Below are 21,063 nucleotides of genomic sequence, written 5' to 3' on the forward strand. Positions count from 1 at the left end.
TGTTTTCACCTGATGTAATAAAAATGTATTGACTGTTAATCGTATTGTTATTACTATTTCCTTATAGAACAAAACGCAATAATTAGTAAATTTAATAAAAAAGTTTATCTAAAAAAGTATTTCCTGTTTATCTATGATCGTACCAAGAGAAAGGGAGTCTACTGATGAAGAAAATGAAAGTATTGCAGAATGTGGCATCCGTCGGGGTTGTAGCGGTTATTCGAGCAGATAGTGCTGAGGAAGCTTTTAAGATGTCCGTTGCTTGTATAGAAGGCGGTCTAAATAATATTGAGGTAACTTTTACTACACCAGACGCGGACGTGGCGATTAAGAGATTGGTTGCAGAGTACGGAAGTCGTGCGGTGATCGGCGCCGGAACTGTCTTGGACCCATTGACAGCTAGAATAGCCATTCTTGCAGGCTCGGAGTTTGTGGTTAGTCCTTCTTTTGAAGTGGAGACAGCTAAGATGTGTAATCTTTACGGCATTCCCTATATGCCTGGTTGCATGACATTAAATGAAATGAAGGAAGCGCTGAAGTACGGCGTGGATGTGCTGAAGCTATTCCCTGGCAGTGCTTTCGGGCCGGATTATGTAAAAGCAGTTAAAGGTCCTATGCCACATGTGAATATTATGCCAACCGGTGGCGTGGATTTGAACAATATGGAGAAGTGGATTGCAAACGGATGCATGGCTGTGGGCATTGGTGGGAATTTGACTGCACCGGCGAAGAATGGCCGATACGATCAGATTACTGATCTTGCTGCCCAATATGTGGCGAAGTTTAAAGAGATAAAAGGGATTTAGTGTATAGTTTGAACGGAGATTGAAATCCTGATTTGCTTTTTATTTATAGGCTGTGTGGCTGACAGACGTTGGCCATGCAGCCTTTTTGTGTTGATTTTCTTTGAGCTGTCCATATTCCTTTTATTCTATGCTTTTTAGAAAGTATAGAATCGGGATAAAGATAATAAACTATATAATAGAAGAGTAGTGATACATGGACTGAACGTCAGGATCTATTATCCAGCCGGGAGTGAGTATATGCCTGCTTATAATGACAAAAAGCTGTATCAAGCAGCGGATGAAGATGATGCTGAGTACGTTGAAATTGAGTCGGCATTCCATGGTTGTAAGGTGACGGAAGGGCAGATCTACAGATTAGAGCGCAATTACAATAACCCTCAATTATTTGAGAATGGAGAAGCCTATGTGGTGGATGATGAGACTAGGGAAAACTACGCGGTCTTCATGCTCTGCAAAATTGCGCTTTATAAATAGAGTTTCTTGCTCGATTCCGGAGGGTAATATTTAAGACAGACGGCTTCATTTCCGACAAGGGGATAGGCCGTTTCTTTTGATGTCATTTTTGTTACTAAGATAGTGAAAAAGAGTATTTGAATGATTGTTGTTTCCCCTGTATGCTTAGTAGGAATTATTGGCTAAAAATATTAATTACACGGTTGCAACAAATTCGCAGTCTTGCGCGTCAGTAAGATTGCATAGAGAGGGGGAACCTTCGTGGTGGAGCAGGGACTCATCAGAGCCGCTCAAGCGGGCGATCGCGACGCTCTAATCACCCTATTGCGAGAAATTGAAGGACATGTATATAAAACGGCCTTCTACATTTTGCATAATGAACAAGATGCGTTAGATGCATCTCAGGAAGCCTTGATCCGGGTTTATACAAAAATCGGCTCATATGAGGAGAAGGCCCAGTTCAAAACGTGGGTTCAGCGAATCGTCACTAACATTTGCATTGATAAATTCAGAAGAACTAAACCTACAGTTTCTATTGATGAACATGAAATGGTGTTTCAGGATAAACACAATGTGGAACGTGAGGTTCTATCCTCTTATTTAGCTGAGGATATACGTGAAGCAATTGATCAATTGCCCGAGCATCATCGGACAGTCATCGTCCTGCGCTATTTACAGGATTTTTCTTACAACGAGATTGCAGATTGTCTGGATTTGCCCTTGAATACAGTGAAATCATACTTATTTCGGGCTAGACAGCAACTGCAGAACAGACTTCAGGAGTACCAGAAAGGTGGTGTATCGGGATGAAATGCGCGGAGGTGATGGAATGGATGCACCGCTATTTAGACAAAGATTTGAGTCAAGATGAGATTATTGAAATGTTCCGTCATATCGATAATTGTCCTTCCTGCGCGGAAGTCTTTGAGCGCCTGACACTTCTCTCCAATGAATTGGAGCAGTTGCCAGACGTGAAACCCCCGTTTAGTCTGGTTGACTCTATTTTACCTCAGCTTGCAGAATTGGATCGAAGCAGTCGTGAACAAAGTGCTGTGAGATCTGAGGAGCCGGTTGTCGTCCCATTTTCACGTGAAAGCTCCCGCGGTAAACCTTCCAAGGGAACCTCTATAGCAACACGGACAGGCATTGGAGCTATTGCAGCTGCCGTTCTATTAGGGATCGCAATATTTAATATGCCCGATAAAATGCCTGGGGCAGAAGTGGAACAAAGGATGCAGGATAGCGCTAAAACAGCCAGCGATGATACTAAGGATACAGCAATGGAATCACAAGCTTCTATTACTGCTAACTCTGATGGAGCTTCACCTGCCGCTGGTGGAGAGAACGAGGGCGCTGCGCAGTTTAAGACGGATGCACCGGAGATGAACGAAGATAACGCCGCTTTAGATAGAGCGACGGGACCAGTGGACCCTGCCTCGATGCCAAGTGCACCGGCGGATGCAGCTGATGCGGGAGCTGGAGCTGGAGGGCGGTCGATCACTGAACCGCCTCAAAGCGCAGATCCTAAGCCGACAGAGAAGATTGCTCCGCCAAGGCAGGATGTCGCCACGAAATCTCATAATTCAGATTCTAGCAACGCCAGTAGCAATCAGCTAAAGGTGGATAATAAGGAGCAAACTGCTGATATGAATTCAGACAGCGCAGCCGATTCTGCTCCGCTGATGGAGGATTCTTTAAAGATTCCTTATGACTATGGACGGGAAGTTATGAGCTTAAGCAGTTCTGAAGATCCTAATGTGCAGACCTGGACTTCTCCTGATGGTCAGTATGCTATAGAATTTGTTGGGCTGCAGCTTGTGATTTATAAGAAGTCGCCAGAGGGCTCAGCAGAAGAACGGTTAGCCGTAAACTCTTATCCGTTAGAAGGAAATTGGATTTCTGGTGAATGGTCCGCGGACAGCTCGAAGTTTACGTACGTGACTGAAAAAGATGGTGTGAATGTAACCAAGGTGTACACTGTACAGGAAGCAGCTACTGCTTCTTCAAGTCCGGCTGCATCTCCTGGAGCGACACCGACGAATACTCCAACCTCATCTTCAACAAATTAAAGTGGGGTTGGAACTTTTTTCGAAGTTTCTGAATATACTATATCAACAGGACAGGAACTAGAAAGTATAGGTTTTGCAGAACATCGGTATGACCGCCGGATGCGGAGTTTCTAGAGCTTCGCACTCCGTCGTTTATATAGATGCGCCGCTTAAACGGAGAGGCTTTGGCCATGGCTGCCAGAGTTTCTCCGTTTTTGCATGCATTTTTGTAGTTTTTTTTGCTACAATAGAACTCTGGACAAAATGGGCTAGATGAATGGAAAAGGAAGTGGCGGGATGGATGCCAAAACGGCGATAAAAGAAATCAAACAAGGGAAGATCTCACCGTTGTATGTTTTATATGGTAGTGAGAAATTTCGAATGAATGAATTCACGGCACTGCTGGAAGAACAGCTAATTGCTAAAGAAGATCGTGATTTCGCAGTTATTCCCTTTGATCTCTCTGAGACGCCGGTGCAGGCTGTGGTAGAAGAAGCGGAGACTGTGCCATTTATGGTAGAACGTAAATTATTGCTGGTGCGGGATGCCTCGTTATTTACAGCGGGCAAAGAAAATGCCAAACTGGAGCATCGTATAGATCTTTTAAGTGACTATTTGCAGCATCCTGTAGACTTCAGTGTAATCGTCTTTATGGTGAATAATGATAAGCTGGATGAGCGTAAAAAAATTGTGAAGACTGTCAAATCAGTGGGCACAGTGTTAGCCTTTAATCCGCTGGGAGCAGAAGAGCTGCTGCGCTGGGTGGAAAAAGGAATTCGTGAGCGGGGTTGTGTAATGGCACCTGGCACGGCAGAAATTCTTATAACGAATGCAGGTACAGGCTTGCAAGGTTTATCTGCAGAGATGGACAAGCTTTGTTTATTCGCTGGTAAGGGCGGCACTGTGGACGCGGGGGCCGTAGAGAGTCTGGTACACCGTGGAACAGAACAAAATGTGTTTACGCTTGTTGAGGATATCGCTAATCTGCGTCTTGATAAGGCGCTTGATACCTTGTATGAGCTGCTGAAGCAGCGTGAGGAACCGATCAAGATCGCAGCGCTGGTTGCGCGGCAGTTCCGCATTATTTTGCAGGTTAAGGATTTATCAGCACATAGTTATTCGCAGGGGCAGATTGCGTCACAGATCGGATTGCATCCTTATGCGGTTAAGCTTGCTGGGGAGCAGGCCCATAAGTTCTCCAGTGAACGATTGCGGCAAATCTTAAGTGCATTGGCGGATCTTGATTATAAAATGAAAACAGGGGCTATAGACAAAGTGCTAGGGCTGGAGCTGTTCATGCTGCGTTTAGGTGTCTGAGCTAAGAAGGGGAAAAGTATTGGAGATGATCTGACTATGAAAAGAATATTTCACTATTCGGCACTGCTTTTACTCGTTCTATTAATTACTTCTTGTGGCAAAACGGATACCAATTCCCCGTCAGGTTCAGCTTCTGAGTCGTCTGTGAATACGAATACCTCTGCAGATGCACCTTCTTATTTTGGGGAATGGAGTGTACAAAGTATAGTAGGTTCTACACCTGTCTCGGCAGCGGAGGATGAAAAGCTTATTGGCATGCGGGTAACTTATTCGATAGAAAAGGCCTCTTTTGATAAAGATGAAATTATGAGCCCTGAATATAAGGAAGAGAACATAACAAAGGATGACTTTTTTAACGATTACAGAAATGAATTAAGTGACCTTGGCATCGAAACGGAATCGGTTAAGACGGTATCTATAAATAATTGGACGAATCCCGGCAGCAGTTTTATTGTTAAAGACGATCAAACGATGATTTTTTTATGGGATGGTAACTATTATGAAATGAAAAAAGAGAATAAATAAATGAAAGAAGACCGCCTCTCTGAGGGGGTCTTCTTTCATTTAACAAAACATCTCTTAATAGTAACTAATACTACTTATATTAATTAATAGACACAAAAAAACCTAACCGTATGAAGCATAGCGGTCAGGTTCTTCAATTGCTCATTATGAATGTCGTCTTAGGCTTGAGCCGTAAGAGCGTTCAATTTCTTCGCCAAGCGGGATTTTTTGCGGGCAGCCGCATTTTTATGAACCAGACCTTTACTTACGGCCTTGTCCAGCTTTTTGGAAGCAGCTAGGAAAGCAGCTTGAGCAGTTTCTACTTCCGTACCAGTCAGAGCTACATCAGCAGTTTTCACAGCTGTACGAAGCGCGGATTTTTGGGAAGCATTCAGTGCACGGCGTTTTTCGTTCGTGTTTACGCGTTTAACCGCGGATTTAATATTTGGCATTGCATTCACCTCCTGTAAGACATTCGAAATCATTATCAAATGATTCACAACTTAAAATAGTTTAGCATGACCGGTAGCAAAAAGCAATACTTAAAGCTTTCAAATTAAACCTCCGTATCCTGCATAAACATTGGCTTTCTCTCGCACACTATCGACAAAAGAGCATAGGCAGAAGCTTGCCAAATGAGGATGAACTCATGGAAGTGTATGCTTACAAAACTAAGCAGCCGCTTTCGAAGTGAGTTTTGTTCGAAGTAATTCATGGAAGTGTATGCTTACAAAACTTTTAGGAGGCTGGTACACAATGGAACCGGATCTGCAGCTATATTCTGTGCGCACCGATTTGGCATTAGAGGCAAAGGAAATGGCTCAAGGCCCACAAAGAACGCCGATCCCTGGTGTGAACGAAGAAGTGGAAGAGTCTGATGGGATTAAAGTGACCCGTCTTGGTGTAGCTAATGCTGCCGGATCACAGGCAATAGGACGCGCAATTGGCAACTATGTAACCCTTGAGGTACCCGCTCTGCGTGGCGGAGATACAGGCTTGCAGCAAAAGGTGGCAGAAGTTTTTGCCCGCGAATTTGAGGACTTTTTGATCAGAATTGGGATTGGCAAGGATGCATCTGTGTTGATTGTTGGTCTTGGTAACTGGAATGTTACACCGGACTCACTGGGTCCTTTAGTGGTGGAGAACTCACTCATTACACGGCAGTTCTATGAGCTGGTTCCGGATCAGATCTCCCCTGGTTATCGTAAGGTGAGCGCTATTGCTCCTGGAGTGCTTGGGCTGACTGGAATTGAGTCGAGTGAGGTCGTGCAGGGAATCGTGGATCGCACGAAACCTGAGCTTATTATCGCCATAGATGCGTTGGCATCCCGGTCACTGGAGCGTATCAATACGACGATTCAAATCGCCGACATTGGGATCCATCCCGGTTCGGGGATTGGCAACAAGCGACGTGGATTAACCCAAGAAATTCTGGGTGTTCCTTGTATCGCAATCGGAGTGCCCACTGTCTGCTATGCCTCAACTATTGTGAATAATGTGCTGGAGATGATGAAAAATCACTTCGGGCAAGGAGCAAACCATACGAAGGAAATCATGGGGATGCTGGATGATATCTCTGAGCAGGAACGCTTGTCATTAGTGAAGGAAGTGCTTGAACCCCTGGGGCACGATTTGATTGTCACTCCCAAGGAAATCGATGAATTTATTGAAGGGATCGCGAATATTGTGGCCAGTGGTCTGAATGCGGCTTTACATGATGCGGTTGATCCTGAGAATGTTGGTGCGTATACCCACTAATTGAATTATGGTTTGTTTAGCCCGGCGGGATGCTGAATTAAGGTATCCTGTACGGGCTTTATGTCTATTCTCTCATTTTCGGTTCTAGTATTGCTCTTGCACTCATAGATTTGGAGTATAAGAGATTACAGAGGGCTGGAGGAGGACATAACTACAATGAATAAAAAATGGTTTCAGCTTTGGAACATCGGCCGTTTAAGGGGAAAAATGCTGGATGTTTTATCGCTGGGGAGAACGATGCTGCTGTTGGCCGGAGGTTCGCTAGTATTTTTTATGCTGCTTGGAGCCGGTGGATTGGCCGGACAGAAGCTTAACTCTTCACCCATTCCTTCAATGAAGGGGCTTGCTGCCTCTCTGTCTAGTGGTTTTTTCATGGAACTGCTGGGAATGGAGGTGCCGCATTTACCGCAGGGTAAAGAGCCTTCCGCTTTTTCAGGTGAAAAGGTAACTTCTTTCGTATTTCAGTTGCTGACCAGCGTCAATCCAGGTGACCCTAAGAGTCTAGTCTCTCGTGAAGTGCCGGGGATGGCGGCGGATGATCCATTTCTTTTGCGAAAAGGTTCCGGTGGATCTACAGGAGCGCCAGTGGATTATCATCCTGGGACTGATGAGCTGGCTGAGGGTAGTGGTGATGCGGAAACTTCTGTTCCGGACGAAGGGGACAAGCATGGAGATACTACAACACAGCAGCCTGAAGCGACGGTTGCACCATCCCCTGATCCATCAGCGGAGGAAGGGACGGATAAGAGTGATCCGCAAAGCGGTACAGACAGCACTAAGGATACCTCGATCAAACGGATTCTAATCTATCATTCACATCCTAGAGAGGCCTACAACCCTCTGCTAGGGGCAGCAAATGAAAATCCCAGCTCCGGAGTTTCAACTAAAAATGTAATGCTGGTAGGATCATATATTACGAAAAGACTGGAACAGCTTGGGATTGGTACGGTTCATGCCAAAGAAGATTTTCCAACCAAAATAGCCGATTATAACTGGAACTTTTCCTATAAATATTCCCGCATCTTGGTTAAATCAGCACTCAGCGCAAATGAGGAAATGGATAGTTTTATCGACATTCACCGTGATTCGCAGCGTCATAGCAAAACAACAGCTGTTATTGACGGGAAAAGCTATGCACAGGTCTATTTTATCATTGGACATGCAAATAAAGACTGGAAGAAGAACGAAGAGTTTGCCAATAAGATTCATCAACAGCTTGAAAAGAATTACCCGGGAATATCTCGTGGGATATGGGGAAAAGCTGCGGGTAAAGGAAATAACGGGGAGTACAATCAGACCCTCTCTCCTAATAGTGTTTTGATTGAAGTGGGCGGAATTGATAATTCGGCTGAGGAATTAAAGCGGACGGCTGATATTTTGGCGGATGCTATCGCTGATGTTTACTGGAGCAGTCATGACGCTGAGAAGGTGAACGCACCTGAAAAAGTGGCGAATCCCACTACAACACCAAAGAAATCAAACGGAGCTTCTTAAAATAAATTACCAAGGATTAAAAAGGAGTGGTGTACATGTCGCGTTTCGGAAAAAAACTGGTTATGGTCGGGATTTGGGCAGGGATTGGCATCCTCTTAGGGATGCAGTTCGGCGGAAGTGGGGGGTCAACAGTCTCTAAGATTCTGCCCGGCTGGAATGCCAACCCGACTACACCGACCAGTCAAGTAACAGGCATGCAGCCACAGCCACAATTGCAAAAGAATGGTGTGACACAGGGTGGGCAGACTTATGTATATGTGCCAATGGTGATCGATCCTGTCACAGGTGCTTATACGGCCGTCTCTCCTTTGCCTCAAAATAGCAATACAACGCCAGCCGCAGATCCTCCTCAGCAAGTTGTGGATGATTATAGTACGAAATCTCCGGAGCAAATTCTAATTCCTGAGGAGCAAAAGCCTACGGTCGATGTTCTGGCAGATAAGACGGCAGGTCTCTTGCAGCAGGCTTCCCAGAAGGGAATCCGCTGGGTAGTTTCATTGTTCGCTTCGGCAGAAAATTAACAGCAAATTTAGAAGAAACGGTTATTTCACGGGATCGTGTATAGCTGTTTCTTTTGTTTTGGGCCAGCGCGGGATTGATGGAGTAAGCTTGTACTGTTATAATAAGTGGATTAATATCAGGCTGTCTGTGGGGGTAAGGAATGACTGACGTTCAGAAAAGACAACAACAAATTCGCAATTTCTCGATTATTGCACATATAGACCATGGTAAATCGACACTAGCTGACCGCATTTTGGAATACACGGGGGCACTAACCACACGTGAAATGCAGGAACAGGTACTCGATCAGATGGATCTGGAGCGCGAACGTGGTATCACAATAAAGCTGCAAGCCGTGCGTTTAACCTATCGTGCAGACGATGGTGTAGAGTATTATCTCAACTTGATTGATACACCGGGGCACGTCGATTTCACCTATGAAGTTTCCCGCAGTCTTGCAGCATGTGAAGGCGCACTGCTGGTCGTGGATGCGGCTCAAGGAATTGAAGCACAGACGCTGGCCAATGTGTATTTAGCACTGGATAATAATCTGGAAATCCTACCTGTGCTCAACAAAATTGATTTGCCAAACGCTGACCCTGACCGGGTAAAGCAGGAGATCGAGGATGTTATCGGGCTGGATACCAGTGAAGCGGTTATGGCATCTGCCAAAGCCGGTATCGGAATCAAGGAAATTCTGGAGCAGGTGGTGAAGCAGGTTCCTGCGCCATCCGGTAATTCAGAAGAGCCGCTTAAAGCATTGATCTTTGACTCTCACTACGATCCTTACAAAGGCGTTATCGTCTATGTGCGCGTAATGGACGGGAAGATCCGTGCGGGTTCGAAAATTAAGATGATGGCAACTGAGAAGACCTTCGAGGTCATTGAAGTTGGCGCATTTATGCCGCGTATGACCATTGTCGATGAATTGAACATCGGTGATGTTGGCTTTATCGTAGCTGGGATCAAGCATGTTGGAGATACCCGTGTCGGTGATACTGTCACTGACGCTAAGAATCCTACTGCTGAGCCGCTTCCGGGTTACCGTAAGATCAACCCGATGGTATATTGCGGGTTGTATCCGATTGAGACCTCCGACTATAACGATCTTCGTGAGGCACTGGAGAAGCTCCAGCTAAATGATGCTTCGTTAAGCTTTGAGCCGGAAAGTTCAAGCGCGCTTGGATTTGGTTTCCGTTGCGGTTTCCTTGGACTCTTGCATATGGAGATCATTCAAGAGCGGATTGAGCGCGAGTTCAATTTGCCGCTAATCACAACAGCACCGAGTGTTATTTACCGAATTATGCTGACCAATGGTGAAATGATCCAAATCGACAACCCGTCACATTATCCGGAGATCGGTACGATTGACTACATTGAAGAGCCGTATGTTAAAGCAGCGATCATTGTGCCTAACGACTTCGTGGGTACTGTAATGGAGCTGTGCCAGAACAAACGCGGCGAGTTCGTAAATATGGAATATCTAGATACTAATCGTGTAACGATTACGTACGAGATTCCGCTGTCAGAGATCGTTTATGATTTCTTTGATCAGTTGAAATCCGGTACGAAAGGATATGCTTCTTACGACTATGAAATTTGCGGATACCGTCGTTCGAATCTGGTCAAGATGGATATCTTGCTTAACAATGAGCAGGTCGATGCCTTGTCCTTTATCGTTCACCGCGATCGTGCCTACAACCGCGGACGTATCATTTGTGAGAAGCTGCGGGGGATTATCCCGCGTCAAATGTTCGAAGTGCCGATTCAAGCCTCTGTGGGTACGAAGGTAGTTGCGCGTGAAACCGTTAAGGCGATGCGCAAAAACGTACTTGCTAAATGTTACGGCGGTGATATTTCCCGTAAACGGAAGCTGCTGGAGAAGCAAAAAGAAGGTAAGAAACGCATGAAGCAAGTGGGTAGTGTAGAAGTACCACAAGAAGCGTTTATGGCCGTACTGAAGATCGACGAGTAAAAAATAGGTAGAGCCGGGAGAATATCCCGGCTCTATTTTTTTGAGCAGGAGCAGATTACAATAGGGGGAAGGATTGTAAGCACATACAAAGTGAGGAGAGTCCTCGTGAAGAGATTATATTTGAAACTTACACCAAGTACCTTTAAAAATCGGATTTTGTTAGCTTTCTTGCTGTTGGTACTAACACCCATTGCCATACTCGTTCTATATAACTTTAAAGAGACAGAACGAATGCTGCAGGATAATGCGGAAACGAAGAACATAGAGCAGCTTATTGGTATTAAGAATGGTTTTGTTGATCTCATGAGTCTCGTGATGAAAACAGGGTCATTACTCGAACAAGATACGACGATTTTATCGATCATGAAGAATCCCGAGCAATCTGATGAAATCACGAGAAAAAAACTCGTTGAAAACAAGTTTGGAGCGATTGAAAATACATTCTTCATGAGTGGAGCGACGGTGTATTATACTTTAATCGACCTTCATGGAAACGCATACACTTCCTTTATGCCAAAGGAAACCTTGAGCTACGACGAAATCCAATCGGAGGATTGGGTTCAAGCATTGAAGCGAGAAGGAACGAATCGATATATATGGAATCCGAATGACAAGAATAATGTGGTCCGGGAAAGTACAACAAGTAAGAAAATGCTTAGTCTCTATGAGGTTATGCGTGATAATGATTTGAATATTTATGCCTATGCAAGATTAAGTATCGATTATGAGGAGTGGTTTACTAGATCAACGTTAGGGAGTAAACAGGAAGGGGCTTTATTTCTACTCGATGCCTTGGGGGGAGTGATGCTTAATCCCCTTAAGGATGAGGCTTTTTCCTCTGATATTGCACAGAGTATCGTGAAGAGTGCCAACCAGCGGCAGACGGGGCGTGCTGCATCCATTGTCAACCCGAAGGAGGAAAGCTTATACACATACAGCTACATCGAGGAGTTAAATGGCTATGTTGTTAAAAAGGTGCAGCTAGCACAGCTTTTTCTTGAAGTAGACAAGCAGAAACGACGGTTTTTTGGTGGATTTGGAATCATTCTGCTGCTATTTGTTCTATTAACTTATTTCATATCATCGACGATTACAGTACCGCTTAAGAAGCTACAGAAGAAGATGGAAATGACCGCTAAGACGAATCTCAAAATGAAATTACCCGAGCAGGGACGGGGAGAGATTCTTGCCCTGACTCAGAGTTTCAATATAATGATCCATGATTTAAATGAATTGTTGCAGCGACTTCAGCTTGAAGAAAAACAGAAGCAATTCGTTCGATTTCAGGTATTACTTTCGCAGATGAACCCGCATTTTCTACTAAATACATTGAATACGATAAAGAGCATTGCCTTAGATAAAGATGATGATGAAATTTATGAAATTTGTGTTGCACTAGGAAAAATATTGGAGACTACCTTAAATACTGAAGTGGATTTGATCCTGTTAAAGGATGAAATCGTACTAATAGAATCTTACATGGAGATACAGCGGCAACGTTTTGGACATGGGATTGAAATTCAATATGATATCAACGAGGAGCTGCAATTCGCATTAATCCCTAAATTCTGTCTGCAGCCCTTAATTGAAAATAGCTTGATTCACGGCTTCGGTCAGTCTGTAAAACAAGGGAGAATTGATATTTCCGCTAAAGTGACTGAGCAACAGCTGTACCTGCAGGTTAGAGATAACGGCATGGGGATAGAAAGAGCACAGCTGAATAAGGCTACACGGAAACGTAAAGGAATCGGTGTTCAGAATATTAGGGAGAGCTTAGAGCTGTTGTTTAAGAATCAACGGACAGGTATGGACATCGTATCTTCGGATACAGGAACTGAAGTGACCATCCATTTTCCATTCCTTATTTCAAAACCTTACGATGGAGGTAAGCTCACATGTGGAGAACGTTAATTGTGGATGATGAACAACCTGCAGTTAAAAGTATACGGAAGCTATTCTTAAAGGCAGGAATTCCGTTTGAAATTATAGGTGAGGCGGAGAATGGAGAAGTAGGCTTGCAAATGATTCGTGAGCTTCAGCCTGATGTGGTAGTGACGGATATCAATATGCCGGTGATGGATGGGGTGAAGCTTCTTCAAATTGCGCGAGAGGAAGGCTTCGAATGCCGGTTTGTAATGTTGACCGCATTGAGTGAATTTGAATACGCCCGGCAGGCGCTCGTATTTGGGGCTTCGGACTACATTTTGAAGTTATCTTTAGATCTCCAAGGTTTGAAGCAGACCATGGGTAAGGTTCAGACCGAGCTGGAGCGTATGGTGAAGATGAAGAAGGCCGATAAATGGTTTCCTGAGAAGCAACAAACGGGACCGACAGATCATGTGGAGATGAACAAAATTATAGCTTATATTGAAGAACATTATGCTGAGGACATCTCGCTCAAATCCATGTCAGAGTTGATCCGGATGGATGCCAGCTATATAAGTGACTTATTCAAGAAAAAGACAGGGAAAACGTTGACCAATTATATTCAAGAGCGTCGGATTCAGGCTGGGAAAATGCTGCTTGCAGAAACGAAGCTAACAATTAGCGAGATTGGGCAGCAAGTAGGCTTTGAGAACGATAATTATTTTATAAAAATTTTCAAAAAGTGGTGTGGTGTCACGCCAAATGAATTCCGTAAAGAACCAAAAAACGTTCTATAAGTTCCCAAATGTAGTTCATCCCCCAGAATCCGCTCTGATGATAAAGTTATAGATGTAGAGCACAACACATAATCCTTCCAAGGGGGAAGCTATCTATGAAGAAAAAGTGGTATCCTGCAGTGCTTTCTGTCTTATTAGCAGGTACGATGCTGGCTGGTTGTGGGAGTGGTGGAAGTAATGAGGCGCAGGGCAGTGCAAATGGAGAAACAGCAAAGGAGAAAATAAAGCTCACGATGTGGGGGGCAGTTCCTGCCGAAGCCGGGCCTCAAGCTGTAATTGATAACTGGAATAAAGATCATCCAGACATTCAGGTCGAGTATATCCGTAATGTAAATGACGATGCAGGCAACTTAAAGCTAGACACTGCCTTGATGACCAATCAAAACATAGACCTTTTCATGAACTACGATCTTGCTCACTTACAGAAACGTATGGATGCAGGCGTTGCCTTGGATCTAAGCACGAAAACAGATTATGATATCGACAGCCAGATCGGCGAGGACGCAGCAATGTGGAAAATCAATGATAAGTACTATGGGATTCCTACAAAGAAAAACATGGCGTTTGTATGGTTGAACAAAGATATGCTGGATGCAGCAGGATTACCGATTCCTGCGGTGGACTGGACTTGGTCAGATCTTGAGGAGTATGCGAAGAAGCTAACAAAGCCGGGTGTGTACGGATTATTGCAGGCAGATTCCTCCTTCCCAACAACGATGGACGGTACGCTGGCTGGAATGGGTGTGAAACAGGCGGATGGTACCTCAAACTTTGGGAATGATCTCTGGAAACAGCACCTGGAAATATTGCATAACATGATGTTCGTAGACAAATCCACACCGGAATATGGGGAGCAGCTGACCAGTAAAATGCCGGTGGATACCATGTTCCTGCAAGGCAAAGCGGCAATGCTGGCAGCCGGTGAGTTTATTTTTAGAAATGCGAACAACTTGAAGGACTATCCGCATGATTTCAAAACCGCGTTCGCTGCAATTCCAAAAGTGAATAAAGATCAAAAGGATTATAAATATTCGGGCGGTGTGGGTGACATGCTTGCTCTTAATGCAAAGTCCAAGAACCTGGATGCAGCTTGGGAGTTCGCAAAATGGTATGCGGATGGCGGTATGCTGCCAATGGCAAGCGGGGGTCGTATTCCAGCCTCTAAGAGTGTGGACAGTAAGGAAGCGATGAGCCTTCTCTTGAATGGTGTAGAAGACAAATATGATACAGATTCAATGAATAATATTGTATTCGGCAAATTCCCATCCTTCCAGCTAAATGTACCTCAACAAGCCATTGATGCCCGTAAAGAAGAGTATGAAAAATACTTCTTAAATAAGCAAGATATTGATACCACGATGAAAAATATGCAAACCCGTTCGCAAGAGTTAATGAAATAAAGAAATAGCTGGCACAAAAGAGAAGGAGGAAGATCTCTTCGTTCTTCTCTTTCGTGTACCCATTTTTCAGCATACGAAAGGCGGCGATACCGTGAAGCGGAGAAGCTGGATGGACAGACAAGGCTGGATCGGCATGACTTTTATTCTCCCGAATATGATTGGTATTCTCTTATTCTTTGTGATTCCTGCAATCTTTTCCTTTGTCCTGATGTTTACGAACTATCAATTTTCAAATCCGAATTGGCAATTTACCGGGCTGGATAATCTCAAACGGTTGTTCCATGACGATAATTTCTATGCCTCGATCAAATATACGGTGATATTCCTGATATCGGTTCCAGTATCGATGGTGCTCGCTTTTATTGTGGCGCTATTTCTAAACCGCAGTGTGTATCTTAAAGGCGTATTACGTGGAATGTTTTTCTTACCGTATATCTCTAGTGGAGTAGCCGTTGCATTTGTCTGGATGCTGCTATTTCAGCCTTCACAGGGACCCATCAATGAACTGCTTCGCTGGATTGGCATAACATCGCCGCCAGGATGGTTTGCAGATACGGAAACCGCAATGTATGCCATTGATATCGTACAGATTTGGCTGATGCTTGGCTACAATATGATCATATATTTAGCAGCACTACAGGAAATTTCGACAGAACAGCTGGAAGCTGCCCGGATCGATGGTGCAAGCACATTCAAAACAACATGGAAAATTGTATGGCCTCTTGTTAGTCCAACAACTTTTTTATTAATGATTACCGGATTAATTATGACGATGAAATCGTTCTCGATTATTCAAGCCATTACGGCTGGAGGACCTAGCGGAAGTACGACGGTCTTATCACTATTCGTTTATAAAACAGCATTCAGTTATTACGATATGGGATACGCTTCAGTCATTTCATGGTTCTTGTTCGCCGTCATTCTCGTCATTACAGTCATTCAGTGGATCGGCCAAAAGCGCTGGGTTCATTACTAAATAACCCTACAAAGTGGAGCTTTGCGGGAGGCCCCGAAACCATAAATTAAAGGAGCAGGCGGTATGAATGAAAAAGCAGGAAACATGAAGGTGAAGCTGCCAGTGACGATCATCATGTTTGTTCTAGGACTATTTATGATTGTGCCTTTTCTATGGATGCTCAGCACATCTTTTCAGACACCTGCCGAGGTGTTTAACGAATGGCTGCCTTCATCTCTCAACTGGAGCAATCATATTCGGGTATGGACAGGAAGTTATGATTTTGTTCCGTATTATTTAAATTCACTTAAGATATCGATTATTGGAACTGCGGGAGCTGTGTTTCTATCTGCCCTTGCCGCTTACGGATTTTCACGTACTTCGTTTAAAGGGCGTGATGGCCTATTCGTCATATATCTATCCATGATGATGATTCCACCGCAGGTGCTTTTTGTTCCTAAGTTTATCATGTTTAACTGGGTTGGGATTTACAATACGCACTTGGCCCTAATCCTTCCAGCCATGTTCTCGATCTTCGGTGTATTTATGCTTCGGCAGTTCTTCATGGGTATTCCTAAGGAAATTACGGAATCTGCTTTTCTGGATGGAGCCGGGCATTACAAAATATTTTTCCGCTTAATTCTGCCATTAGCGAAGCCGGCAATCGCTACATTTGCTATTCTTGATTTCTCCTGGCAATGGAATGATTATGAGAATGCGCTTGTATTTTTGCAGAGCCCTAAGCTATATACCATTCCGCTTGGATTGCAGAATTTTATTCTTGAGAACAATGTGGATTACAACGGGATGATGGCCGCTTCGTCGGCTGCGATCATTCCAATGATTGTTATCTTCTTCATAGGTCAGAAATATATTATTCAAGGGATTTCTAGCTCGGCTGTGAAAGGCTAACTATAGGAGGGTACTGACATGAGAACAGAAACGGTTAAATCCGAGGTGACAGTGGTCGGGGGTGGACTTGCAGGGATGAACGCGGCGATTGCTGCAGCACGTCTTGGGTTAAAGGTAGCACTGGTACAGAATCGTCCTGTACTTGGTGGTAACTCGAGTTCAGAGGTTCGGGTATGGGTATGTGGTGCAACAGGACATGGTGTAAATCGTTATGCACGTGAGACAGGCATTATGGGTGAGCTGTTCATCGAGAATCAATACCGGAACCCGGAAGGGAATCCATATCTATGGGATCTAACCTTGCTCGAAGCGGTGAAGGCAGAATCGAATATCAGCTTGTTCTTAAATACCGATGTACGTGAAGTGGAAGCGGAAGGTGAGGCAGAGGAGCGTACGATTCAGAGTGTGACTGGCTGGATGATGGGATCTGAGCGTTTAATCACGTTCGAGAGCGGTGCTTTCATCGATTGTACGGGTGATGGTTTAGTTGGCTTCCTAGCAGGAGCGGATTTCCGATTAGGACGTGAAGCCCGTCATGAATTTAATGAGGAATGGGCACCAGAAGTGCCTGATAATATTACATTAGGCAGTACATTATTATTTTATACACAGGATACTGGAAAACCGGTACGTTATGTTGCACCCTCATTCGCTAAGGATATTACAACAACTTCTATCCCGATCCGCCGGGTTATTCGGAGTGGGGATTCAGGCTGTCACTACTGGTGGATTGAGTGGGGCGGCGAGCTTGATACGGTGGATGAGAATGAACGCATACGTGATGAGTTATCCTCAGTTATTTATGGGATTTGGGATTATATCAAAAACTCGGGCCATTTTGATGCCGAGAATATGACGCTTGAGTGGGTTGGCTCGATTCCGGGTAAACGTGAATACAGACGGTTTGTTGGCGATACGATTCTAACGCAAAATGATATTCTCGCGCAGCGTGAATTTGCAGACCGTATTGGATTTGGTGGCTGGTCAATTGATCTACATCCACCACAGGGGATGTACGCACAAGAGAGTGGCTCCAAGCATCTGCATGCGGACGGGATCTACCATATTCCATTTGGTTCGCTATATTCGAAGAATGTAAGGAATCTATTCTTCGCGGGTCGTAATATCAGTGCATCTCATGTGGCTTTTGGAACAACACGCGTTATGGCAACCTGTGCAATCATGGGTGAAGCAGCTGGAACAGGTGCCGCTTTATCCGTCATCAAAGGTGTGACCCCTCGTGAAATTCGCGAGCAGTATATGCATGAATTGCAACAGGTGATGTTAAAGCAAGATGCTTCGATTATTGGATTACGTAACGAGGATCCACTGGACCTCGCCAGAAAAAGCGAGATTCATGCATCCAGTACGATGAATGGTATCCTGCTAGACCGTCCAGCCGAAGCTTATGAGCTTTCTCATGATGTAGGGATTTTGTTTCCGGTTGAAGGAAGTATCCGTGGGTTAAGGCTGCTTGTATCAGCGAGTATTCAGACGCAGCTGACCGTGGAGATCTGGACGACTGGACGTGCGGAAAATTACGTGCCGGCGGAGTGCAAACAGGTTGATGTTATAACAGTACAGGCAGGAGAGCAGCAATGGATTGAAGTTCCGATACAAGAGGAGAAATGTAGTCCAATCGGCGAATGTAATATCTTCGCTATTATTCGAGCTAATGAACACCTTCAATTGCATATTTCAGAAACCCCAATCACTGGTGTCATTACATTTGAGCGAGGTGCTAAATCCGTTGTTGATTCATCGCTGGAGGATCATCAGCCAGATCAGCCGGTGATAGAGTGGAGCATGAAACAACTTGTACGCAGGCATTTCTGCTTTGCAGTAGAAACATCGGCATATGCTGCATCTAAAGTCATTGATGGATATGTTCGACCTTTCGCGGGACCGCATAGCTGGGTTTCTGAGCCGATGACCGCGGGTAGATCGGAGTGGGTAGAGGCGCGTCTCCCGGATGCTGCTCCAGTCTCCGAAATTCATTTCACCTTTAATGATGATGTCAATGAAGATCTCATCAACTTACATCACCATGAAACGCCATTTCTAGTGATTCCTGAACTGGTAAAGAACTATGATGTAGAGCTGCTCATTGATGGCGCGTGGCAAGTCATGCTCCGTGTCAAAGACAACCATCGCCGGAAGAATGTTCATCGATTAGAGAAGCCTGTCCTTACAGATGCTGTCCGGATCGTTATTCATGAAACTAACGGTGGAGTACATGCCGAACTTGTGGAAATGCGGATTTATCAAGAAGCAACGGCTTTGCCGACTTTATAGGGACGGTATCCGTTTCTGCGGGAAATACAAAATATATAGGATAACGTAAAACTTATACTTTCTTGTATTCTAAAATAGAGTTCATTTATAATTGAGCGCCCTCGAAGGGAAGCCGTCAGGCTTCCCTTTTCTTGTTTTTTAGATTACACTATTCAAACGATATTTTTATATAAAGGAGACAGCTAATGACAACGAAGACTAATGGCCGTCCCCCTGAGGCTGTATACATTCATATCCCTTTTTGTACCAATAAGTGCTTTTATTGTGATTTTAATTCCTATGTACTCAAGGATCAGCCAGTTATGGATTATCTCGAAGCTTTGGATCGGGAGATGGAGCAGACCGTCAAGAACACCCCTCCGGGTGTTATCAAAACGATCTTCGTCGGCGGAGGCACACCCACTGTTTTAAAACCTGATGAAATGGCTTATTTCTTAAAGTCTGTTCGTACGCATTTCCCAAACTGGGATAAAGATATTGAGTTCTCTATGGAAGCTAACCCTGGAACAACGGATCTGGACAAGCTGACGGTTATGAAAGAAGGTGGCGTGAACCGGGTGAGCTTTGGCGTTCAAGCATTTCAAAACGAGCTGCTCACAGGCATCGGCCGGATTCATAATGTAGATGATGTATACCGGAGCTTAGAGAATGCACGTGCAGTTGGACTTAATAATCTTTCGGTTGACCTGATGTTTGGGTTGCCTAATCAAACTGTGGAGATGTTGGGCGAAAGTATCCGCAAGGCGTTGGAGCTGGATCTACCCCACTATTCTATTTACAGCTTGAAGGTGGAGGAGAATACTCTTTTTCACACGCTGTTTAATAAGAACAAGCTTCCTCTTCCTAATGAAGAAGATGAATTACAAATGTACCTCCTGTTGATGTCCTCTATGAAGGAAGCTGGTTACAATCAATACGAGATCAGTAACTTCGCAAAACCAGGAATGGAGAGCCGCCATAATATCACCTACTGGCGTAATGAAGATTATTATGGTCTAGGAGCAGGAGCGCATGGATATGTGGGGCGTCAGCGGCATATTAATGTTAAGGGCGTAAATCCATATGTAGAAGCAACACGTAAAGGGCTGCCACGACTGGATGCATACCCAATCTCAGAAGCAGAAGCGATGGAAGACTTTATGATGGTCGGCTTGCGTATGCATGAGGGCGTCTCTAATGAAGCTTTTCAGGCGCAATTCGGGCGTTCAATAGAGGAAGTATTCGAGAAATCCTTGCATAAAATGCTGCATGCAGGGCTGTTGGAACAAGAAGCAGGAGTTTACCGACTCAGCAAGCAAGGAATCTTGTTTGGGAACGATGTTTTTGCTGAATTTGTAGGCGCCCTGACAGAAGTTTAATTTTAAAATACCCCTTGAATTGTAATTCACTCTGTTGTATATTTATTCATATTATCAACAGAGGGGTGAACCAAAGTGCTTGCCAAGACGGAAATGATTCGCCATTCGTCTCCAGCGGGAGACGCACAGGTGATTTGTAGAAATGCTGTGGTAGAAGACGTTGAGCCATTGTATCTAATGATAGAAGAGTATGCCCAGCGCGGCATCATGTTGCCCCGTTCCCGGCAGGCGCTGACACGCCAGATCGATCAATTCGTAGTTGCTGAAATCGAAGGCAGATTCGTAGGCTGTGGTTCACTTTTTAAACTCGGGAATGATCTCGTAGAGATTCGTTCGATTGGGTTGAATGATGAAGGTAAGGGTAAAGGCGTAGGCTCCATGATATTGGCGAAGCTGGTCGAGGAAGCTAGGAACCAGAAAATCCCAAAGGTTATGGCACTAACCTATGCTGTTGATTTTTTTCTTAGAAATGGATTTGAAGTCGTCCAGAAAGAGATTTTTCCTGAAAAAGTATGGACAGATTGCGTGAATTGTAAAAAGCAGCATGCCTGCGATGAAATAGCAGTGCTTAAGATACTGAACTGACTTGACAATGTCAATGTCAGTTTGGTATTTTTGTATTAG

19 protein-coding genes are annotated in these 21,063 nt (G+C 44.5%); 18 read left to right on the forward strand and 1 reads right to left on the reverse strand.

From position 1 onward, the window contains the following. Window positions 1–164 precede the first annotated feature (164 nt). The 6 genes from MHH60_RS18465 to MHH60_RS18490 all read left to right on the forward strand — a co-directional run bounded on the left by MHH60_RS18465 (window position 165) and on the right by MHH60_RS18490 (window position 5,149). Entirely contained in the window at window positions 165–806 is a 642-nt protein-coding gene (locus MHH60_RS18465) for a bifunctional 2-keto-4-hydroxyglutarate aldolase/2-keto-3-deoxy-6-phosphogluconate aldolase (protein WP_038572952.1), read from the forward strand. A 237-nt stretch (window positions 807–1,043) separates the two neighbouring features. Further along, on the forward strand, window positions 1,044–1,280 hold the full coding sequence (locus MHH60_RS18470; RefSeq protein ID WP_038572950.1) for a hypothetical protein: 237 nt from the start codon (window positions 1,044–1,046) through the stop codon (window positions 1,278–1,280). A gap of 240 nt (window positions 1,281–1,520) precedes the next feature. Beyond that, window positions 1,521–2,069, forward strand: a complete 549-nt coding sequence (locus MHH60_RS18475) for an RNA polymerase sigma factor (protein ID WP_036677530.1) — start codon at window positions 1,521–1,523, stop codon at window positions 2,067–2,069. Then, window positions 2,066–3,328 carry an anti-sigma factor family protein gene (locus tag MHH60_RS18480; protein WP_076137382.1) on the forward strand — a complete coding sequence of 421 codons (1,263 nt, stop codon included), beginning with the start codon at window positions 2,066–2,068 and terminating at the stop codon, window positions 3,326–3,328. The genes MHH60_RS18475 and MHH60_RS18480 overlap by 4 nt, the downstream gene beginning before the upstream one ends. Window positions 3,329–3,604: 276 nt before the next feature. Next, window positions 3,605–4,624 (forward strand): DNA polymerase III subunit delta, encoded by a 1,020-nt coding sequence (gene holA, locus MHH60_RS18485; RefSeq protein ID WP_036677525.1) that lies wholly within the window; start codon window positions 3,605–3,607, stop codon window positions 4,622–4,624. A gap of 36 nt (window positions 4,625–4,660) precedes the next feature. Further along, window positions 4,661–5,149: a hypothetical protein gene (locus tag MHH60_RS18490; protein WP_076137380.1), complete on the forward strand. Its 489-nt coding sequence runs from the start codon at window positions 4,661–4,663 to the stop codon at window positions 5,147–5,149. A 158-nt stretch (window positions 5,150–5,307) separates the two neighbouring features. On the opposite strand, the gene rpsT is transcribed toward MHH60_RS18490, so the two are convergent. Beyond that, entirely contained in the window at window positions 5,308–5,580 is a 273-nt protein-coding gene (gene rpsT / locus MHH60_RS18495; RefSeq protein WP_036677521.1) for a 30S ribosomal protein S20, read from the reverse strand. A 304-nt stretch (window positions 5,581–5,884) separates the two neighbouring features. Between rpsT and gpr the strand changes: the two genes are divergently transcribed. The 12 genes from gpr (at window position 5,885) to MHH60_RS18555 (ending at window position 21,024) form a co-directional block, all read left to right on the forward strand. Beyond that, complete coding sequence (gene gpr, locus MHH60_RS18500) at window positions 5,885–6,886, forward strand: GPR endopeptidase (protein WP_036677518.1); 1,002 nt, start codon at window positions 5,885–5,887, stop codon at window positions 6,884–6,886. Window positions 6,887–7,042: 156 nt separating this feature from the next. Beyond that, on the forward strand, window positions 7,043–8,380 hold the full coding sequence (locus MHH60_RS18505) for a stage II sporulation protein P (RefSeq protein WP_076137378.1): 1,338 nt from the start codon (window positions 7,043–7,045) through the stop codon (window positions 8,378–8,380). A gap of 35 nt (window positions 8,381–8,415) precedes the next feature. Next, window positions 8,416–8,901, forward strand: coding sequence for a hypothetical protein (locus MHH60_RS18510; RefSeq protein ID WP_076137377.1), 486 nt, complete (start codon window positions 8,416–8,418; stop codon window positions 8,899–8,901). Between the two features lie 140 nt (window positions 8,902–9,041). Beyond that, complete coding sequence (gene lepA / locus MHH60_RS18515; protein ID WP_036677511.1) at window positions 9,042–10,856, forward strand: translation elongation factor 4; 1,815 nt, start codon at window positions 9,042–9,044, stop codon at window positions 10,854–10,856. Between the two features lie 105 nt (window positions 10,857–10,961). Next, entirely contained in the window at window positions 10,962–12,767 is a 1,806-nt protein-coding gene (locus MHH60_RS18520) for a sensor histidine kinase (RefSeq protein WP_232061439.1), read from the forward strand. Next, window positions 12,752–13,519, forward strand: a complete 768-nt coding sequence (locus tag MHH60_RS18525; protein ID WP_076137373.1) for a response regulator transcription factor — start codon at window positions 12,752–12,754, stop codon at window positions 13,517–13,519. The genes MHH60_RS18520 and MHH60_RS18525 overlap by 16 nt, the downstream gene beginning before the upstream one ends. Before the next feature lie 95 nt (window positions 13,520–13,614). Next, window positions 13,615–14,919 (forward strand): ABC transporter substrate-binding protein, encoded by a 1,305-nt coding sequence (locus MHH60_RS18530; protein ID WP_076137371.1) that lies wholly within the window; start codon window positions 13,615–13,617, stop codon window positions 14,917–14,919. A gap of 91 nt (window positions 14,920–15,010) precedes the next feature. Next, window positions 15,011–15,895: a carbohydrate ABC transporter permease gene (locus MHH60_RS18535; RefSeq protein WP_232061438.1), complete on the forward strand. Its 885-nt coding sequence runs from the start codon at window positions 15,011–15,013 to the stop codon at window positions 15,893–15,895. A gap of 63 nt (window positions 15,896–15,958) precedes the next feature. Continuing rightward, window positions 15,959–16,786: a carbohydrate ABC transporter permease gene (locus tag MHH60_RS18540; RefSeq protein WP_076105906.1), complete on the forward strand. Its 828-nt coding sequence runs from the start codon at window positions 15,959–15,961 to the stop codon at window positions 16,784–16,786. An 18-nt stretch (window positions 16,787–16,804) separates the two neighbouring features. Beyond that, window positions 16,805–19,081: an FAD-dependent oxidoreductase gene (locus tag MHH60_RS18545; RefSeq protein WP_076137370.1), complete on the forward strand. Its 2,277-nt coding sequence runs from the start codon at window positions 16,805–16,807 to the stop codon at window positions 19,079–19,081. A 185-nt stretch (window positions 19,082–19,266) separates the two neighbouring features. Then, entirely contained in the window at window positions 19,267–20,439 is a 1,173-nt protein-coding gene (gene hemW / locus MHH60_RS18550; RefSeq protein ID WP_076105910.1) for a radical SAM family heme chaperone HemW, read from the forward strand. A gap of 93 nt (window positions 20,440–20,532) precedes the next feature. Beyond that, entirely contained in the window at window positions 20,533–21,024 is a 492-nt protein-coding gene (locus MHH60_RS18555; protein ID WP_051490987.1) for an N-acetyltransferase, read from the forward strand. Window positions 21,025–21,063 lie beyond the last annotated feature (39 nt).

It is taken from the genome of Paenibacillus sp. FSL H7-0716, from assembly GCF_038002705.1.
Taxonomy (GTDB): domain Bacteria; phylum Bacillota; class Bacilli; order Paenibacillales; family Paenibacillaceae; genus Paenibacillus_AQ; species Paenibacillus_AQ odorifer.

What these genes read in the sequence shown, in the direction of transcription:
- MHH60_RS18530 (WP_076137371.1), top strand. Translation starts at nt 13,615, where the DNA reads ATGAAGAAAAAGTGGTATCCTGCAGTGCTTTCTGTCTTATTAGCAGGT.
- holA (WP_036677525.1), top strand. Translation starts at nt 3,605, where the DNA reads ATGGATGCCAAAACGGCGATAAAAGAAATCAAACAAGGGAAGATCTCA.
- lepA (WP_036677511.1), top strand. Translation starts at nt 9,042, where the DNA reads ATGACTGACGTTCAGAAAAGACAACAACAAATTCGCAATTTCTCGATT.
- MHH60_RS18540 (WP_076105906.1), top strand. Translation starts at nt 15,959, where the DNA reads ATGAATGAAAAAGCAGGAAACATGAAGGTGAAGCTGCCAGTGACGATC.
- MHH60_RS18465 (WP_038572952.1), top strand. Translation starts at nt 165, where the DNA reads ATGAAGAAAATGAAAGTATTGCAGAATGTGGCATCCGTCGGGGTTGTA.
- MHH60_RS18490 (WP_076137380.1), top strand. Translation starts at nt 4,661, where the DNA reads ATGAAAAGAATATTTCACTATTCGGCACTGCTTTTACTCGTTCTATTA.
- MHH60_RS18505 (WP_076137378.1), top strand. Translation starts at nt 7,043, where the DNA reads ATGAATAAAAAATGGTTTCAGCTTTGGAACATCGGCCGTTTAAGGGGA.
- MHH60_RS18510 (WP_076137377.1), top strand. Translation starts at nt 8,416, where the DNA reads ATGTCGCGTTTCGGAAAAAAACTGGTTATGGTCGGGATTTGGGCAGGG.
- hemW (WP_076105910.1), top strand. Translation starts at nt 19,267, where the DNA reads ATGACAACGAAGACTAATGGCCGTCCCCCTGAGGCTGTATACATTCAT.
- MHH60_RS18555 (WP_051490987.1), top strand. Translation starts at nt 20,533, where the DNA reads ATGATTCGCCATTCGTCTCCAGCGGGAGACGCACAGGTGATTTGTAGA.
- gpr (WP_036677518.1), top strand. Translation starts at nt 5,885, where the DNA reads ATGGAACCGGATCTGCAGCTATATTCTGTGCGCACCGATTTGGCATTA.
- MHH60_RS18545 (WP_076137370.1), top strand. Translation starts at nt 16,805, where the DNA reads ATGAGAACAGAAACGGTTAAATCCGAGGTGACAGTGGTCGGGGGTGGA.
- MHH60_RS18470 (WP_038572950.1), top strand. Translation starts at nt 1,044, where the DNA reads ATGCCTGCTTATAATGACAAAAAGCTGTATCAAGCAGCGGATGAAGAT.
- MHH60_RS18480 (WP_076137382.1), top strand. Translation starts at nt 2,066, where the DNA reads ATGAAATGCGCGGAGGTGATGGAATGGATGCACCGCTATTTAGACAAA.
- rpsT (WP_036677521.1), bottom strand. Translation starts at nt 5,580, where the DNA reads ATGCCAAATATTAAATCCGCGGTTAAACGCGTAAACACGAACGAAAAA.
- MHH60_RS18525 (WP_076137373.1), top strand. Translation starts at nt 12,752, where the DNA reads ATGTGGAGAACGTTAATTGTGGATGATGAACAACCTGCAGTTAAAAGT.